Annotated in this window: 18 protein-coding genes; 9 read left to right on the forward strand and 9 right to left on the reverse strand. The window is 32.5% G+C overall.

All coding sequences use genetic code 11. From position 1 onward, the window contains the following. Positions 1-3: 3 nt before the first annotated feature. The 4 genes from HZC47_11355 to HZC47_11370 all read left to right on the forward strand — a co-directional run bounded on the left by HZC47_11355 (position 4) and on the right by HZC47_11370 (position 4,266). Entirely contained in the window at positions 4-1,521 is a 1,518-nt protein-coding gene (locus tag HZC47_11355; protein ID MBI5681480.1) for a UDP-N-acetylmuramyl tripeptide synthetase-like protein, read from the forward strand. After that, positions 1,502-2,671, forward strand: a complete 1,170-nt coding sequence (locus tag HZC47_11360) for a hypothetical protein (protein ID MBI5681481.1) — start codon at positions 1,502-1,504, stop codon at positions 2,669-2,671. Before HZC47_11355 ends, HZC47_11360 begins: the two co-directional genes overlap by 20 nt. Positions 2,672-2,759: 88 nt before the next feature. Next, positions 2,760-3,416 carry an NTP transferase domain-containing protein gene (locus HZC47_11365; protein MBI5681482.1) on the forward strand — a complete coding sequence of 219 codons (657 nt, stop codon included), beginning with the start codon at positions 2,760-2,762 and terminating at the stop codon, positions 3,414-3,416. Between the two features lie 91 nt (positions 3,417-3,507). Further along, complete coding sequence (locus HZC47_11370) at positions 3,508-4,266, forward strand: DUF2254 domain-containing protein (GenBank protein ID MBI5681483.1); 759 nt, start codon at positions 3,508-3,510, stop codon at positions 4,264-4,266. 99 nt (positions 4,267-4,365) lie between these two features. Here the strand turns inward: HZC47_11370 and HZC47_11375 are convergent, their stop codons facing one another. The 5 genes from HZC47_11375 to HZC47_11395 form a co-directional block, all read right to left on the reverse strand. Next, on the reverse strand, positions 4,366-5,052 hold the full coding sequence (locus HZC47_11375; protein ID MBI5681484.1) for a DUF169 domain-containing protein: 687 nt from the start codon (positions 5,050-5,052) through the stop codon (positions 4,366-4,368). Positions 5,053-5,326: 274 nt separating this feature from the next. After that, positions 5,327-6,064, reverse strand: a complete 738-nt coding sequence (locus HZC47_11380; protein ID MBI5681485.1) for a geranylgeranylglyceryl/heptaprenylglyceryl phosphate synthase — start codon at positions 6,062-6,064, stop codon at positions 5,327-5,329. Between the two features lie 124 nt (positions 6,065-6,188). Next, entirely contained in the window at positions 6,189-6,335 is a 147-nt protein-coding gene (locus HZC47_11385) for a 50S ribosomal protein L40e (GenBank protein ID MBI5681486.1), read from the reverse strand. 56 nt (positions 6,336-6,391) lie between these two features. Next, positions 6,392-6,898, reverse strand: coding sequence for a DUF367 family protein (locus HZC47_11390; protein ID MBI5681487.1), 507 nt, complete (start codon positions 6,896-6,898; stop codon positions 6,392-6,394). Positions 6,899-7,080: 182 nt separating this feature from the next. Next, positions 7,081-9,063 carry a VWA domain-containing protein gene (locus HZC47_11395; protein MBI5681488.1) on the reverse strand — a complete coding sequence of 661 codons (1,983 nt, stop codon included), beginning with the start codon at positions 9,061-9,063 and terminating at the stop codon, positions 7,081-7,083. A gap of 204 nt (positions 9,064-9,267) precedes the next feature. Between HZC47_11395 and HZC47_11400 the strand changes: the two genes are divergently transcribed. The 3 genes from HZC47_11400 (at position 9,268) to HZC47_11410 (ending at position 10,666) form a co-directional block, all read left to right on the forward strand. Then, entirely contained in the window at positions 9,268-9,423 is a 156-nt protein-coding gene (locus HZC47_11400) for a hypothetical protein (GenBank protein ID MBI5681489.1), read from the forward strand. Beyond that, positions 9,390-9,872, forward strand: a complete 483-nt coding sequence (locus HZC47_11405) for a hypothetical protein (protein MBI5681490.1) — start codon at positions 9,390-9,392, stop codon at positions 9,870-9,872. The genes HZC47_11400 and HZC47_11405 overlap by 34 nt, the downstream gene beginning before the upstream one ends. Positions 9,873-9,958: 86 nt before the next feature. After that, on the forward strand, positions 9,959-10,666 hold the full coding sequence (locus tag HZC47_11410) for a DUF116 domain-containing protein (protein MBI5681491.1): 708 nt from the start codon (positions 9,959-9,961) through the stop codon (positions 10,664-10,666). A gap of 12 nt (positions 10,667-10,678) precedes the next feature. Here HZC47_11410 and HZC47_11415 read toward each other — a convergent pair whose 3' ends face one another. The 4 genes from HZC47_11415 to HZC47_11430 all read right to left on the reverse strand — a co-directional run bounded on the left by HZC47_11415 (position 10,679) and on the right by HZC47_11430 (position 12,927). Next, on the reverse strand, positions 10,679-11,359 hold the full coding sequence (locus tag HZC47_11415; GenBank protein MBI5681492.1) for a CPBP family intramembrane metalloprotease: 681 nt from the start codon (positions 11,357-11,359) through the stop codon (positions 10,679-10,681). Between the two features lie 32 nt (positions 11,360-11,391). Continuing rightward, complete coding sequence (locus HZC47_11420) at positions 11,392-11,586, reverse strand: helix-turn-helix transcriptional regulator (GenBank protein MBI5681493.1); 195 nt, start codon at positions 11,584-11,586, stop codon at positions 11,392-11,394. 10 nt (positions 11,587-11,596) lie between these two features. Further along, entirely contained in the window at positions 11,597-12,037 is a 441-nt protein-coding gene (locus HZC47_11425; GenBank protein MBI5681494.1) for a DUF2178 domain-containing protein, read from the reverse strand. Positions 12,038-12,393: 356 nt separating this feature from the next. Then, on the reverse strand, positions 12,394-12,927 hold the full coding sequence (locus HZC47_11430) for a hypothetical protein (protein MBI5681495.1): 534 nt from the start codon (positions 12,925-12,927) through the stop codon (positions 12,394-12,396). 311 nt (positions 12,928-13,238) lie between these two features. On the opposite strand from HZC47_11430, the gene HZC47_11435 reads away from it, so the two are divergent. Continuing rightward, positions 13,239-13,808: a flavodoxin family protein gene (locus HZC47_11435; protein MBI5681496.1), complete on the forward strand. Its 570-nt coding sequence runs from the start codon at positions 13,239-13,241 to the stop codon at positions 13,806-13,808. A 67-nt stretch (positions 13,809-13,875) separates the two neighbouring features. Beyond that, a partial coding sequence (locus HZC47_11440; GenBank protein ID MBI5681497.1) for a class I SAM-dependent methyltransferase occupies positions 13,876-14,490 on the forward strand: 615 nt, incomplete at its 3' end.

The raw sequence follows: 14,490 nt of genomic DNA on the forward strand, positions 1-14,490 counted from the left end.
TTTATGAAGATACAAGGATCTAAAATTGTAGTTATTGGTGGCTGTGGAACTGTTGGCAGCTTAATGGCAAGGGTTTTAAAGGATAAAGGGGCTGATGTTACAGTATCTGACTTATCAACAGATAGTCCACAGATAGAAATTCTTAAAAATGAAGGAATTAAGCTAAATCTCGGAGAACACTCTGAAGAACTTTTAAAAAATGCAGATATAATTGCAGTGGCTCCCAGTTTACTTAAAAATCATAAATTAACTGAAAAAATAAGAAAAATCACAGATTCTGATATAATAAGTATAGATGAAGTTTTAAGCCTATGTAAAGTGGATAAACCAGTCATTGGAGTAACAGGGACCAACGGAAAAACCACAACAACATGGATACTTAAATCCATTCTAAATACGGCAGGACATAAAGTCCCGGAGCACATGCTGGATATGCAAGGTAACACGGAATTAATTCCGTCTCTTCAAGCAAGGCTTGATGGAAAAACAGCTGTTTTAGAAATAGGCACATTTGGAATTCCTGATGAAATAAAAAGGTCTGCCAGTAACTCTGGAGTTAGTATTGGGATTATAACTAATATATCGAGGGATCATTTAAGTAATTCTGGGAAATTTACAGATTATATTAAATGTAAGGGCGAAATAATAGAAATAGCCAATTCAATGATATTCAATGCAGATGATCCCATAATTGCATGCCTTGAAATTGGAAAAAAACCGAATAAAAGCTTATTTTATGGTATTGAACATATAAATTCAGATTTTAATGCATATCCTGAAGAAAGAAAATGTCCAATATGTGAAGTTGATCTTGAATATAACATTCATTATTTGGGGCATTTGGGGATATATGAATGTTCCTGTGGATTTAAACGTCCAGATGCTCATGTAAAAGCTTATGATGTTGAAAAAAACTTTTTTACATTAGTTATAGGCTCGAAAAGAGCTAAAGTAAATTTAAAAAATAATGGAATTCATAATGTTTACAATGCGCTTGCTGCTGCATGCGGCGCCCATGCGTTAGGCATTGATTTTGAGGATATTGTCCAAGGAATTGAAAGTTTTGAAGGCGTAAAAGGAAGATTTCAAGAAATAAATGTTGGAAAACGGGTAATAATAGATTATGCTCATAATCCTGCTGGTGTAAAAGCTATAATTCAGGCACTACTTCAAGAAAAATCTATTAATTCAAAATTAATTGTTGTAAATACAATATCATCTGAAAGTGGGATAAAAGGTGATATGGAAATAGCAAAAATATTAAAAGATGTAGATATTATAGTAGTAGCATCAAATGCAAGTAGAAATGCTATATCCGAAATTGAGGTTTATAACCAAGTAATATTAACAGAATCTAGCAAAAAAAGCTCTAAAAAAGGGACTTTAGGGGCAAGTAAAGAGCAGGTAGAAGAAAGTTTAAAGTATGCCCTTAAAGAAGCAGGAAAAGATGATATTGTATTGGTTATAGGGGAAGGAGGGGTTAAATATTCTGCCGAAATACTTGAAAAATTCAAAAATTAATTTAATTATACTTATTATACTGGCAGTAGCCATGTATCCATTTGGAAACGTAATAGATGATTATTATCCGGCCCAAGGGCCGACAGAAATTACATCTTTGAGTTTAGGAGATACTGTCGTGTCAGGAACTCTTGTTGTAGACGAAAGCAAAATTAGAAAAGTTCCATTACTATATCCTCCTGAATATTTATTGGATTATGTTAATGATATGAAATTCAGTGATTTTATTGATGCATTACTTACAGGAACAGTTAAAACCCCAATTGGAAGGATTACAAGCAACAGCATATCTAAAAATGGAACTGCACAGGGATTCAATGGCCCGGGAATTCTGGCAGTTACCGAAAATAAGCTAACTGTAAGTCCGCCAGGCATTTTTGTTTATGGATATAAAACACCATACACTTATGGAATTAAAACAAATGGTGGATTAGAAATTAAGGAAGGAAAAAAAACCATAAAAACAGTGCCTTATGATCAAATAAACAATGATACAGTCCCTCATAATTATGTGACAGTAACTAACATTAAAAAATGGTTTAACAACAATGGAGTAGGTGAGAGTATAGCATTGGACTATGGGCTTGCCAAGTTCAACGATGGAAGAAATTTTGTCGCACCATCCAACATAAAAACGTTCTTTGGGGAGGATGTTGTGAATTATATGGAAGAATATGCATCAGGATTACCAGTACTTGTTTATATGGGTTCTGTAACTGAAAAAGTAATTGGAAGTAATGGAGATTCTCTTGGATCTTTTCCTCAATATAATGATGCTATTAGGGAGCAAAATTCACGGGAATTTGTGGAAGCATGGAATGGTACTATAATCCCTCCACACACAACATCATCAGGTAAGGAAACTGTAGGATTTGGAAGATCTCCAGACCCTCATGCTCCTGGAGGGTGGGCTTCCCACGGTGTTTGCCCTGCAGCAAGAGCAATGAGAGGAGCTGTATCTCAAGCAGGATTTGGACTTCCAACTGGCCTTACATGGGGTGAGTACGCAGTAATGTTTGGATTTAACCCTGCAACAGATGTGAGAGTCACTAATACCAAAGATTACCCCGTAAAAATAGTAATGTGGACAAGTGGATCAGGCCCTGGAATGAGCATACATGCTAAGGTCATAGGATACATACCACAATGAGGCGAATTCCCTTCCCTAAACTTTTTATTTTTTTTAATTTATCAGTGAATATGATTAAGCACGGTATTTAAAAATGCGGGCGATTTATATGATATCTGCAATAGTAACGGCGGCAGGCAAAAATAGGCGGATGAGAGAAGATTTTAAAGCCCGTGGAATGGAAGTCATACATAAACTTCTAATTGACTTTCAAGGAATGCCCATAATACTTAAAACAATTCAAAACACCTTAAATACAGATGTGATGGAATGTATTGTTGTTTTAGGGCATTTTAGTGATGAAATAACTGTAATAATCGATGAATTCGATGATGATAGGGTAAGGGTAACTGTAAATCCTGAAGTTCATGTTGAATTATCGGAATCACTCTTAAATGGAGTTAGTAAATCTAAATCTGATTATTGTTTGTGTGTTGCTGCAGATCAGCCTACTGTATCAGCTGAAACTCTTGAAAATATTATTGAAGGAGTATTTAACAGTCCAGAACCTGAAAATACAGTATCAATTCTTGCAAGGGGAAAAACAGGATATTTGGATTCAGCAAAAGGTCTTGGAATGCCATTTGCCTGCCATAAAAACCTTTTAAAGAAGTATTTGGTGGGAAAAGAGGATAATTTAAATCCAATTTTAAGAGAAATGGTAAAAGATGGCGTTATTCTTTATGGAGTTCCAGCTCGAGATGATCTAGAACTTATAAACATCAACAAATACGATGATTATTTGAAAATTGTAAAAGGAAATTGATTTATAGGTTAAAAATTAGTTATTAATGGTGTATTTAAAAATGGTTGTGTAAAAGTTGCTTTCAATTAAAAATGATTGGTTAAGAGCCTTTTTGGTTTATTTTACTATTTTTGCAGTCGTTAGTTTATTATCTTACTTTTTCTTTTCACATTTCAAACTTCTGTATACAGACGTGGATAGTGCCCGTTATGTTTTAAGCTCACTTATTCAAAGCGAAGCTGGAATTTTAGCCATAGTAGTGACTTTAAGCCTTGTTGCAGTCCAGCTTGCAGCTTCATCATCTCCAAGAGTAGTTGATATTTTCAAAAGAACTCCTGATCTCTGGATTCTCATCATAATTTACATTTTCTCCATAGTGTACTGTGTAACTTTGCTGAAACTCATTATTAACACTCAAAGCCGGATTTCAGACCTTGAATATTACATTCTTTTTGCTTACTTCATCAGCATGTTTGCATTTTTATCATTAATCCCTTATATATGGAATATTCTGGATTTGATGAAACCTTCTACTATAATTGACAAATTAGCAAGTAGAATTACAAAGGAGAGTATTTTAGATGCTATTGGGAATGATGAAATGGTAAAAGGGAAAGATGATCCAATTCAACCAATTATTGACATTATGCACGCTTCTTTAATGAAATATGATTATGGAACATTTAGAGAAGGATTAAAAGCAATTCAAAACTCTGTAACTATTATATTAAATGGAAAAATCAGCAAAAATGAGAAAAGCATGATTGTAAAACATGTTTCTACTCATTTAAGTTTAACTAAAAAATTAACTGCAGACTCTGGCGATGTTAATTTAATTGAGCAGATAATAGACAATATTAAAAAGATTTAATTATAAAATTAGGAAATTAATAAATTTAAAAAAGAAAAATTAAATGAAATTAGAATTCTTTTTTTCTAATTTCCTTTAGAGACTTGCTATTTTTTCTATTTATTTCATAGATATAAGTGCAGTTACAACGCAGCCAATATTCTCGCCGTTCATCCCTACAATCACTTCATCATCGCTAATATCTGCAAATTGTCTTGAACCACTACATCCAAGGGTGATGTTTGCAGTATTTTGGGTGAATGGACCAGCCACAGCATCAGCACATATTGACTGAATTCCTGCAAAACTTGCTTCTACTCGGCCACCACGGGTGTAAACCATTGCCTGAGCAAGTTTCATGGCCTGTGCAGGTTTACAGATAACTACAATTACATCTGGATCAAATTTAACATCTTCTAACGGAGAATAAATGATGGCTTTCATCATAGGGTCAATTTTAGGGATTGCTTCCATGGTACGTTTAGCAGAGCCCAGGCTGGAGAATCTACCTAAACTTTGATAAAATTCACCGGTTTTTATCTTTTCAGGGGTTTCAATAAGTCCAATTGCAGCTGCTCCACCTTTACACATCTGTTCTTCAGCAGTTGCATAAAACATTTCACCTTGCGCTGCCTTTTGAACCATTTCACAGTGCCTTATATTCTCATCTATTTTTTCTATTCCCTCTGGAATGTCTTCTTCCCTTAAAATGAATTTTATTGCGACTGGAGATTTACTTAAACCTAATCTTTCTTTAAGTTCTCTTGATACCATATCATATCCTTCTACTTCACAAGCGCCTGTCATGATTTTCACCTTTCTACTACATTCTGATTTTTTATTATATTCTTTAAATTATTTATTTATTTGGAATTATTGAGAGAATTAATTTAAAATAAACAGCCTTATAGTTTTTGTAAATATTTTGTCTATATTTAAGCGTGCCATGTTTTTAGAGGTACGTTACTTGGTTATTATGACTTTATCAGATAATACGTAGGAAGATACTGAAATACATTGCATTGATAAGAATAATCAATAGGGCAAAAAAAATAAAATAAAATAAAAAGAATAATTAAATTTAAACCGTTCTAATTCCTTCAACAAGTTCTTCAATCTTATTTTTAACATTAGAAGAGTCTTCAACAACAGTTCCGGTCACAACAATATCTGCACCGGCTTTTGCAACTCTTGCAGCGGTTTTTCCATCGCGTATTCCGCCGCCAACAATTACAATTATATCGGTCATTTTTTTGACTGCAGCTATCATAACTTCAGGAATATGCTCATTAGCACCTGAACCTGCTTCCAAGTAGATCAATTTCATCCCCAGGCATTCTGCAGCCATTGAATATGCAACAGCGATATCCGGCTTGTTTCTAGGTATTAGTTTAGCATCTCCAACCCATCCAACAGTTCCGCCGGGTTCAACAACAATATAACCCATAGAAAGTACTTCAATTCCCATTTTTTTAATGGCGGGGGCCCCTAAAGCTTGTGCTCCTGTTATCCAGTAGGGATTTGTGGAATTTAAAAGGCTCATAAAGAATATTGCATCGGCATATTTACTTACACCGCTTATATTGCCTGGAAAAAGGATTATGGGGACGTCAACATTTTCTTTTAATGCTTTTGCAGTTGCATCAAGTTCTGTTGGTTCTGTTGTTGATCCTCCGAGCATTATTCCATCTGTACCGCCAGCTATAGCTTCTTTTGCTATTCTTACAGCATCTTCAGGGCTTTGTTCTTCTGGATCTAAAAGAGTTAAATGTATTTTGTGGTCTTTTAATGTATTTTTAATGTATTTTTCAACTTTCATCTTACCACGACAAGAAAATAATAGTTATTAAAAATGGATATGAATATAAAATGGAGGTTCAGAAACTCCCAAACCTGTCGGTTTGAGAGTTTTTTCAACTCTGAATTCAATTTAAGGATTATATTTATCCTCTTGGTTCTTTTGCCTTGGGTCTTAGACCTTTGTAACCGCATTTCCTGCATGTTTTTGCAGTTGGTGGGTTTCTTGCGTTACATTTTAAGCATATTTTAACATTGAATATTCTGTTTTCTGCTTCTTCAAATCTAGCCATTTATTAGCCTCCTTAAATAATTATTTAATTTCATTTTACACAGTTTAGAAAATAATTTAATTTATAAATTCGTTTTGAATTTTTACAACCTCTAAACTGCTACGAGCTTTAGAGTATGCTTCTAAGAGCTCTTCATTGAGCTTTAGAAAATGAGGGCCCCATTTGAACTGGGACATAATGTCAATAGCAATATCTTTAAACCCAATTATATAAAAACTTGCTGCAATTGCCTCAGCAGTTGAAAGTATGCAAGGTTTTCCATAGTTAGTAGGATTAGCAGCAATCATGAATGGGAGTGATCTACTGTTTTTTCCTGTTTTTAGCCTATAAGGAACTTTAGCTAACTTCTTCCAGGAACAATCAAGTCCTACAAGTCCTTTTTCCATTACTGTTCCTTTATCTTCACGAGATAAAGATTTTGGGGAATAAGGGTCTAAAATAATTGAACCTGTAGGTACCATATTTAATTTTGTCACTACTTTAACCTTTCCCTGTTTTCCAAGTTTAACTGTGGTACATTTCTTACGATCACATTCTTCTGCATGATATACAACAATTTTCATTTTTAAAACACACTTCAAATCAGTTTAAATCTTCATTTCATATTCAAAAATAGAAACAAATATACAACATTTCATATCTTCAATCACATATTAAAAGATTATGTTTAACATTAAAAGCAAAAAATGGATAAATACGATATAAAAATGTTTAAATAAGTTATTAGGATTATTTAAGTTTAATTTTAGAAATTAGACTTTTCATATTCAATTATTTTAGAAACAACGGCTTTAGGATCTTTTATATCTTCCAAATCGTAATACCGTCCGCCAGATGCTAATGCAAGTTCCATGTTTGTATCTCTTCCAAATGGAGCTGATTTTTCAAAATTAACCACAATTGTGTTTATTTCATTCTCTTTAAGGCTTTCTGCAAGTCCTATGGCATCTTTAAGAGGGTCTTTATCTATTCCTACATTGGGCATTCCATCTGTTAGTATAAGCATCATGGGAACGTATTCTTTTTTGAATTTCTCTTTTTTAAGTAATTCTAATCCTTTTTTTATTCCTGATGCAAGTGGTGTGGTTCCACCAACACTTATATTATCCACATATTCTTTAAATGATGTTGCTCGTTTGGTTGTTGGAACTATAACTTCTGCTTCTTTTCCTTTAAATCCAATAACGCTTATCTTATCATTATGGCGTGATGTATCTTCCATAAGTTGATTTAAAATACCTTTAACTTTAGCTGCTTTCTTTTTTGAAAACATTGATCCACTTATATCTACCACAATGGCGATAGATGCTCTTGCGCCGTGTTTTCTAACTTTCTGGCGTAAATGTTCATTTTCAACTTTTATACTGCCTTTTGATCCAACTGCAGCCGCTCTTAAGGTTGCATCTATTGCTATGTCTCTTGAACCATTTTTTGGAAGTTTACTTTTTATATATTTTCCTTTTAGAGTTTTAGAATCAACTCTTTTACCGTATAACATGCTCTTTTTTTTACCTTTCATTTTAAGGAGCTTTTTTATATCAATCCCCTCATCATCGGACTCTACCGGAGTTTCCTCTTCTTCAAGACTTTTAAACATCATCCCTTTTTTCCCTTTTTCTCCTTCAGAAGGCTTTTTATCTGGCACAACATTCATATTTCCATTCTCATGACTTTCTGATTGTTGTTCATCATCCCTTTTTTCTTCCTGCTTCTCATCATCTTCTTTAGTATCGGAAATAGCTTTTTCAAGCTTTTCCTTAATTTTATCTTGACTGCAGGATTTAGGAAGTCTTTCCCCTAGAACCAGTGTAATAGCTTCCTCCAAATCATTATAATCTACTTTCAAACGATTATTATAAGCTGCAATTGTTTTAGCAGTTTTTAAAATGGCAATATCAGATCTATGTCCATCAACATCCATATCCACGCAAATATGGGCTATTACTTTCAATAAATCTTCAGAAATCTCCACATTTTTGATTATTTTCCTGGCGTTTAAAATATTTTTCAATATTTCTTTTTGTGCTGCTTCAAAATCCTTTATGAAGCTTGAAGGGTTCCTTTCAAACTCTTCACGTCTTTTCATAATTTTTACGCGGTCTTCAATATTCATAATGCTGTGTACAATGATATGAAGACCTATTCTATCTGAAATCTGGGGCCTAAGCTCTCCTTCGGCAGGATTCATTGTTCCTATAAGTATAAATTTGGAAGGGTGAGATACAGATATTCCCTCTCTTTCTACAACATTTATTCCGTATGCTGCCGCGTCCAGCAGGACATCAACAAGATTATCATCAAGTAAATTAATTTCATCGATATAAAGTATGTTTCTATTGGCTTCTGCAAGTATACCTGGTTCTAAAGCTTTTGTACCTTCTTTAAGGGCTTTTTCGATATTTATTGATCCAACAACACGATCTTCAGTGGATCCAAGTGGAAGCTCCACCACTCTCATTTTCTTTTCTTCAATTTCCATGTTTTCTGATTTACATGCATCGCAAAGAGAGCTTTCATCAGTAGGATCACAGTTAAATGGACATCCTGCAACGACTTTAATTGATGGTAAAAGGTCTGCAAGTGCTCTTACTGCTGTAGTTTTACCTGTGCCCTTATCTCCTTTAATAAGGACTCCGCCGATGCTGGGGTTTATTGCATTTAGTATAAGTGCTTTTTTTATGTTTTCCTGGCCAACAATTGCTGAAAATGGGAAAATAAGATTTTTCAATAGTCTCACCGTTTATTGCGTTAAAAAAATTTTTTTAATTCTCAAATTAGGATTTATTTATTAAATATATAATTGCAGTTTCACTAATAAATATATTATTAGAGTCAATTTAAATGAAATTAAACTATTTTTAAAATATTGTGAATTAATTTCATCATAAAGAATAAATAACACCATTAACATAAGCAAAACCGGTGATATAATATGTGTACAGTTGGAGGGCCAATGGCTGACATTAAAATGAAAAAACTTAAAACAAAAAGATACAAATGCTTGGATTGTGGAAACGAGTTTAAGGGGATTGGAAGAAGAGTAGTATGTCCAACATGTCAGTCAGAGAACGTAGAAGCATTAGAATAAACTCTGATGATATTCTATTTTTAATAGGGCAGTCTGGAGAGCTGGGCATTACCAAAGCAGGGACAAAAAAACAAATAGCAATAGGGATGCCTGATAAGGAAGAGATATTTGTTTTTCTTGAAAGTGAAGATTTAATAGCAGTTTCTGCATTTAAAACAGGTAAAAAAGCAGAAAAAGGGATAAAAAGCATGCTTTATCTTTTAAAAGAGATGAATTTCCCTATTACTGTCCTTCCAGAAAATCATCCAACATCTAATAGACTTCCTATGGTTGTTGCAACTGGAAATCACATACGTTTAAATTGTAATATTGTTCCAGGCACCCATCCAGAACAAGATATATTATGTGCATGTGACGATCTTTCAGGTACTGAAATAACTGCCACAAAAGATGGCGTTGATGTAGAAGGCACTATTAAAAAGTTTAAAATTGAAAAATTTAGAATTTAAACGATTATTAGATTAAATCACCCTTTTTTTATTAATTTTAATAACCACTAGTTTAATATACGATAAAAAACTTAAAAAACATGTATATGTCAATATATGAATTTTATCAAATTTTTGGACAAATAGTCTTTATAGCAGGTATTTCAATTTTAGTCCTGTTATCAGTTACACTTATTATTGGAAGTATTCTTATAAAGCAGGAAAGGCTTATTTTCCCAAAACTACTGCTATTTACAATAGATGTATTCTATGGGTTGTTCAAAAAATTTGCTGGATATGTAGGTGTGGATGAAAAAATCGTGGATCAAATTGGTGTTGAAGTTAGAAATAAAGTTAATGAAAAATCTTTTAAAAAAATAGATGATAAAGATAAACTTTTAATACTTCCGCACTGCCTAAGAAGTCCAAAATGTGAAGCAAAACTGGACGCAACTGGTCTTCATTGTACTGACTGCAGCAGATGTGTGATAGGCGTTTTGAAGGATAAAGCAGAATATAAAGGATATAAAGTATTTATTATTCCAGGATCAACATTTTTGAAGAAAATAGCCAGAGAAAATGAATTTAGAGCAGTTTTGGGTGTAGCATGTAATCAAGACCTTAATCTGTCAATGATGAACCTTTCAAAATTCCATCCCCAAGGGATACCTCTATTAAAGGATGGTTGTGTATGTACAAAGGTTGATACAAAGGCGGTTCTCGATAAAATGGGTTATGAAGACTCTGATGACTTTAGAATTCCGCAAAGTAATATTTCATGCATTAAAGAACGCTCTAACCGTAAATTACTTTAGGCTTACTTTTTTTTAAGGTGCAAAAGTATTCCAGAAACCATGGAATAAGAATGAACCGTATACTTTTTTGGTTTTAAGGCGTATAAACCCTACAATTGCTCCTAATATCAATCCCACCATAATTTTTCCCATTAAAAGAGGTATTAAATCAAATCCTTTGGGATGAATCAAAAAAACGTCCAAATATCCAAGATGCCAGAAACCAAACATTAATGTAATGGTAATCCATGTAATAATGGTTTTATTTTTTGCTTTTATTGAATTTTCGGCCATGTTCCATAGGTAACCTCTAAATAACAGTTCTTCAAATGCAGGGGTGATTAAACCGAATATCATGCCCAATACAAGTACATCCAGTTCATAAGCAAACGTATATGGTAAAAATATCATTATTATTAATGTTATTCCTCCTAAAAGATACAATATTTTGGTTCTTTTTTTTACATTATCTAAATATAGACCTAACTCCTTTAAGGAAGGCCGGATTAATATTAAAAGCAGTATTCCCACAACAAGGAATGATAATCCATTTAAAGTCTGAAACAATATTATGTCTTGTCCAGGTTTAACAACATACCAAAGGCCATACATTACTGAGGCTCTAAAAAGTTGTATAACAGTTAATATAAGGATTATTTTGCCTAAAATCGTGAGGAACGATTTATACTCTTTTTTGTTTTCTTTGATATTCATATAAATCATCATTTTTAATTTTAGATAAGTTATTACTCATTGTAAATGAAAATATCTTCTATCTGAACTTTAAAGAATTTAGATATTTTAAAAGCTAAAATTAGGGAAGGATCATATTTCTCTTTTTCTATAGCGATTATGGTCTGTCTGGTTACTCCGAGCTTTTTTGCCAGCTCTTCTTGAGTAATGTCCTGCATTGCTCTTAAAATCTTTAATTTGTTCTTCATAGTATCACTATCAATATTTCCTGCTGTAGTAGATACGGGATGCATAGTATAGTATGAAGCAGAAAAGTGCTAATAACAACAGAGTATATCCTATTTCTGAAAATTGAGGATAACTGTTTCTTAAAGCAATTATAATAATTCCTGCATACAGTGTAGCTGCTATGAGTATTCCTAAAGTCATTGTAGCTGCTTTTTCGTTGATTAATTGAGTTCTTTCATCTTCAACGATTACATTACTATCTTGGAAAATTTCCTTTAAATTTTCTTTATGGACGTATAAAACAATGATTATTGCTATTAAAATCACAATTGCCAGCATAATAATGTATATATTGCCTAATATCAATCCTGCAATCCATAGGCTGGATTCAAAAACTGAAAGTATCTTTATAAATAAGCCAGATTCAAAGATTGAAAGTATTTTTTTAATCATTCCCTTTTTTGAAGTCATAAATCTCACCTCATGTAAAGTATACTTTACATAATGTTATATAAACTTTACTATATGTTAATGTTTATTGACAAAGTAAAGTAGATAATAAAACTTTTTAAAGAGATGAACTGAGGTATGTGAACTTAAAATACTTTTTAGCAATTAAATATCTCTTAAAATATTTAAAAATAGAATAATACTCCATTAAATTCAATGGAGATCTATTTTATAAATTAAAAAAAAAAATATAAATCAAATAATTATTTGTATAAGAAAATCTTAGAACGGCAAATTCTTTATTTTATATTAAACCGGTTTTTGGACCCCTTTAAACTGAATAAATCATCCATTTACCACTAAATTTATTCTGGTCCCTATTTTTTCTTTTTATTTAATGGATTACCTTTTTCAATTAAATTTAAGGTAATAGTTTCAAATTCATCCCACAAGAAGGGAGCTTCCTCATGAAATCTCTTGGAACGTGGCAGTGAAGATAATTTAGCTCCGCTTGAAGCATATGTACTATTATATTCTCTGTCTTTAGTATCTAAATCTATTAATTTTGAATAAATAGATTTAAGGACGTCAAAACAATTATTAAAAGAGGAAACAGCGATAATTTCCTTATCCATAAAGGTTATCGCCAGTAAAGAAGCTTGTTTACTCCACATCACATTATTCCAGGATGGCATAGGCATTTTAATTAATTTATGGGCCAGGTCAATCTTAAATTCATCTGTATCAGCATCAATTTCATCTGATTTATTTAATTTGTACCAGAAATCCTTAAGTAACTCTACATTTCTTTCATTTTCAATGGAAATTAAAGTTCGTGTAGAATTAATTTTCCTTCTTCTTTGTCTTTTATCCCTACGCAAGTTACTTATTTCACTGGATGCCAGCCCCATAACAACTCCTAAAATAGTTGCTATTAAAGGCATATATCCTGTAATATTAAATGTAAAAAAAATCAACTCCAAATATATTTTTTTAATCAAAAAAAGTGAATCTAAAAATAAAATAGTATGCAATGCATTTAATAATATTCTATCAGATATTTCACAGCAATTTCGTTATACTACTATTGATTTTCGGTACACTTAAAGGTATGTATAAATTTGAAAAAAATAAAATAAAATTAGAAATTATAATCCCTTAATAAAATATTGCTTTCGTAGTTATATGCAAAAGAAAAGTTATCCTTAGGAGGTATTCTATTATGAAAAAAGTTCTTTTATTATGTGCCAGTCCACGGAAAAAAAGTAATACCATGCAGGTAATGGAAAAATGTGCCGAAGAAATAGAGAAAAACGGTTTAGAGACTGAAATAATGTCCCTTAGAAAAATGAATATTGATTCTTGTCATGCCTGTCTTAAATGCAAAAAAATAGGCAAATGTAAAATAGACGACGGTTTAAATGACATCATAGACAAAATCAGGGAATCTGAAGGATTTATTGTAGGAAGTCCCGTATACTTTGGTACTGCCCGAGGATCACTCATGGCTGCATTACAGAGAATTGGAATGATATCTCGAGGAACTGATGAGTTTCTAAGCTGGAAAGTAGGAGGCCCTATAGCTGTAGCCCGTCGCGGAGGCCATACTGCCACTATTCAAGAGCTTTTAATGTTCTATTTCATTAATGAGATGATTGTACCAGGATCTACCTACTGGAACATGGTATTTGGTTGGGCTCCGGGTGAAGTGGAAGAAGACACCGAAGGTATGGAAACCATTCGCTTGTTTGGGGAAAATGTGGCTAAATTAATTAATAAAATAAGCGACTAGTCTAAATAAGTTTTTAAACTCCTTTTTTTATTTTTAATTTCACATTTTTTAAGTTATGGTGTAAAAAATGGCGGAAGAACAGCTTTATAAAAAATTTGCAAGGTACTATGATAAAATATACGAAAAAATGGACCATCAAAAAGAGGCAGAATTCATAAAATGGGCAGTTAAAACATATAAAAATAGTTCAGGTAATGAGCTCCTTGATGTGGCCTGCGGAACAGGAAGACACGCATATTTCCTTAAAAATGACTTTAAAATTATTGGTTTTGATATTAGTGAGGAAATGTTAAAAATTGCGAGGGAAAAATTACCTGATATTCGTTTTATTAACGGCGACATGAAAAAAATGAATTTAGAACAGCAATTCGACGTTTTAATATGTATGTTTAGTGCAATAAATTATAATACAACTCTTGATGAGTTAAAAATTACTTTAAATAATTTTTACAATCATTTGAAAGAAGGTGGGATCCTTATTTTTGATATGGGGATAAATAAAGAAAACTGGATTGAAGGGGTTGTAAGTGTAGATACGGTGGTAGATAAGAACTTTAAACTTGCAAGAATGTGTCAATCTCATTTAGAAAATGGAGTATTTAATTCAAGCTTTGTATTTCTGGTAAAAGAGGATGGAAGAGTAGATTTTGACATTGATGAGCATAAATTAGGTGTTTTTGGA

Origin of the sequence: Methanobacterium sp. (assembly GCA_016222945.1) — an archaeon.
Lineage (GTDB): Archaea > Methanobacteriota > Methanobacteria > Methanobacteriales > Methanobacteriaceae > Methanobacterium_D.

What these genes read in the sequence shown, in the direction of transcription:
- HZC47_11355 (MBI5681480.1), top strand. Translation starts at nt 4, where the DNA reads ATGAAGATACAAGGATCTAAAATTGTAGTTATTGGTGGCTGTGGAACT.
- HZC47_11365 (MBI5681482.1), top strand. Translation starts at nt 2,760, where the DNA reads ATGATATCTGCAATAGTAACGGCGGCAGGCAAAAATAGGCGGATGAGA.
- HZC47_11375 (MBI5681484.1), bottom strand. Translation starts at nt 5,052, where the DNA reads ATGACAGGCGCTTGTGAAGTAGAAGGATATGATATGGTATCAAGAGAA.
- HZC47_11380 (MBI5681485.1), bottom strand. Translation starts at nt 6,064, where the DNA reads ATGAAAGTTGAAAAATACATTAAAAATACATTAAAAGACCACAAAATA.
- HZC47_11385 (MBI5681486.1), bottom strand. Translation starts at nt 6,335, where the DNA reads ATGGCTAGATTTGAAGAAGCAGAAAACAGAATATTCAATGTTAAAATA.
- HZC47_11390 (MBI5681487.1), bottom strand. Translation starts at nt 6,898, where the DNA reads ATGAAAATTGTTGTATATCATGCAGAAGAATGTGATCGTAAGAAATGT.
- HZC47_11400 (MBI5681489.1), top strand. Translation starts at nt 9,268, where the DNA reads ATGTGTACAGTTGGAGGGCCAATGGCTGACATTAAAATGAAAAAACTT.
- HZC47_11405 (MBI5681490.1), top strand. Translation starts at nt 9,390, where the DNA reads ATGTCAGTCAGAGAACGTAGAAGCATTAGAATAAACTCTGATGATATT.
- HZC47_11410 (MBI5681491.1), top strand. Translation starts at nt 9,959, where the DNA reads ATGTCAATATATGAATTTTATCAAATTTTTGGACAAATAGTCTTTATA.
- HZC47_11415 (MBI5681492.1), bottom strand. Translation starts at nt 11,359, where the DNA reads ATGAATATCAAAGAAAACAAAAAAGAGTATAAATCGTTCCTCACGATT.
- HZC47_11420 (MBI5681493.1), bottom strand. Translation starts at nt 11,586, where the DNA reads ATGAAGAACAAATTAAAGATTTTAAGAGCAATGCAGGACATTACTCAA.
- HZC47_11425 (MBI5681494.1), bottom strand. Translation starts at nt 12,037, where the DNA reads ATGACTTCAAAAAAGGGAATGATTAAAAAAATACTTTCAATCTTTGAA.
- HZC47_11430 (MBI5681495.1), bottom strand. Translation starts at nt 12,927, where the DNA reads ATGGGGCTGGCATCCAGTGAAATAAGTAACTTGCGTAGGGATAAAAGA.
- HZC47_11435 (MBI5681496.1), top strand. Translation starts at nt 13,239, where the DNA reads ATGAAAAAAGTTCTTTTATTATGTGCCAGTCCACGGAAAAAAAGTAAT.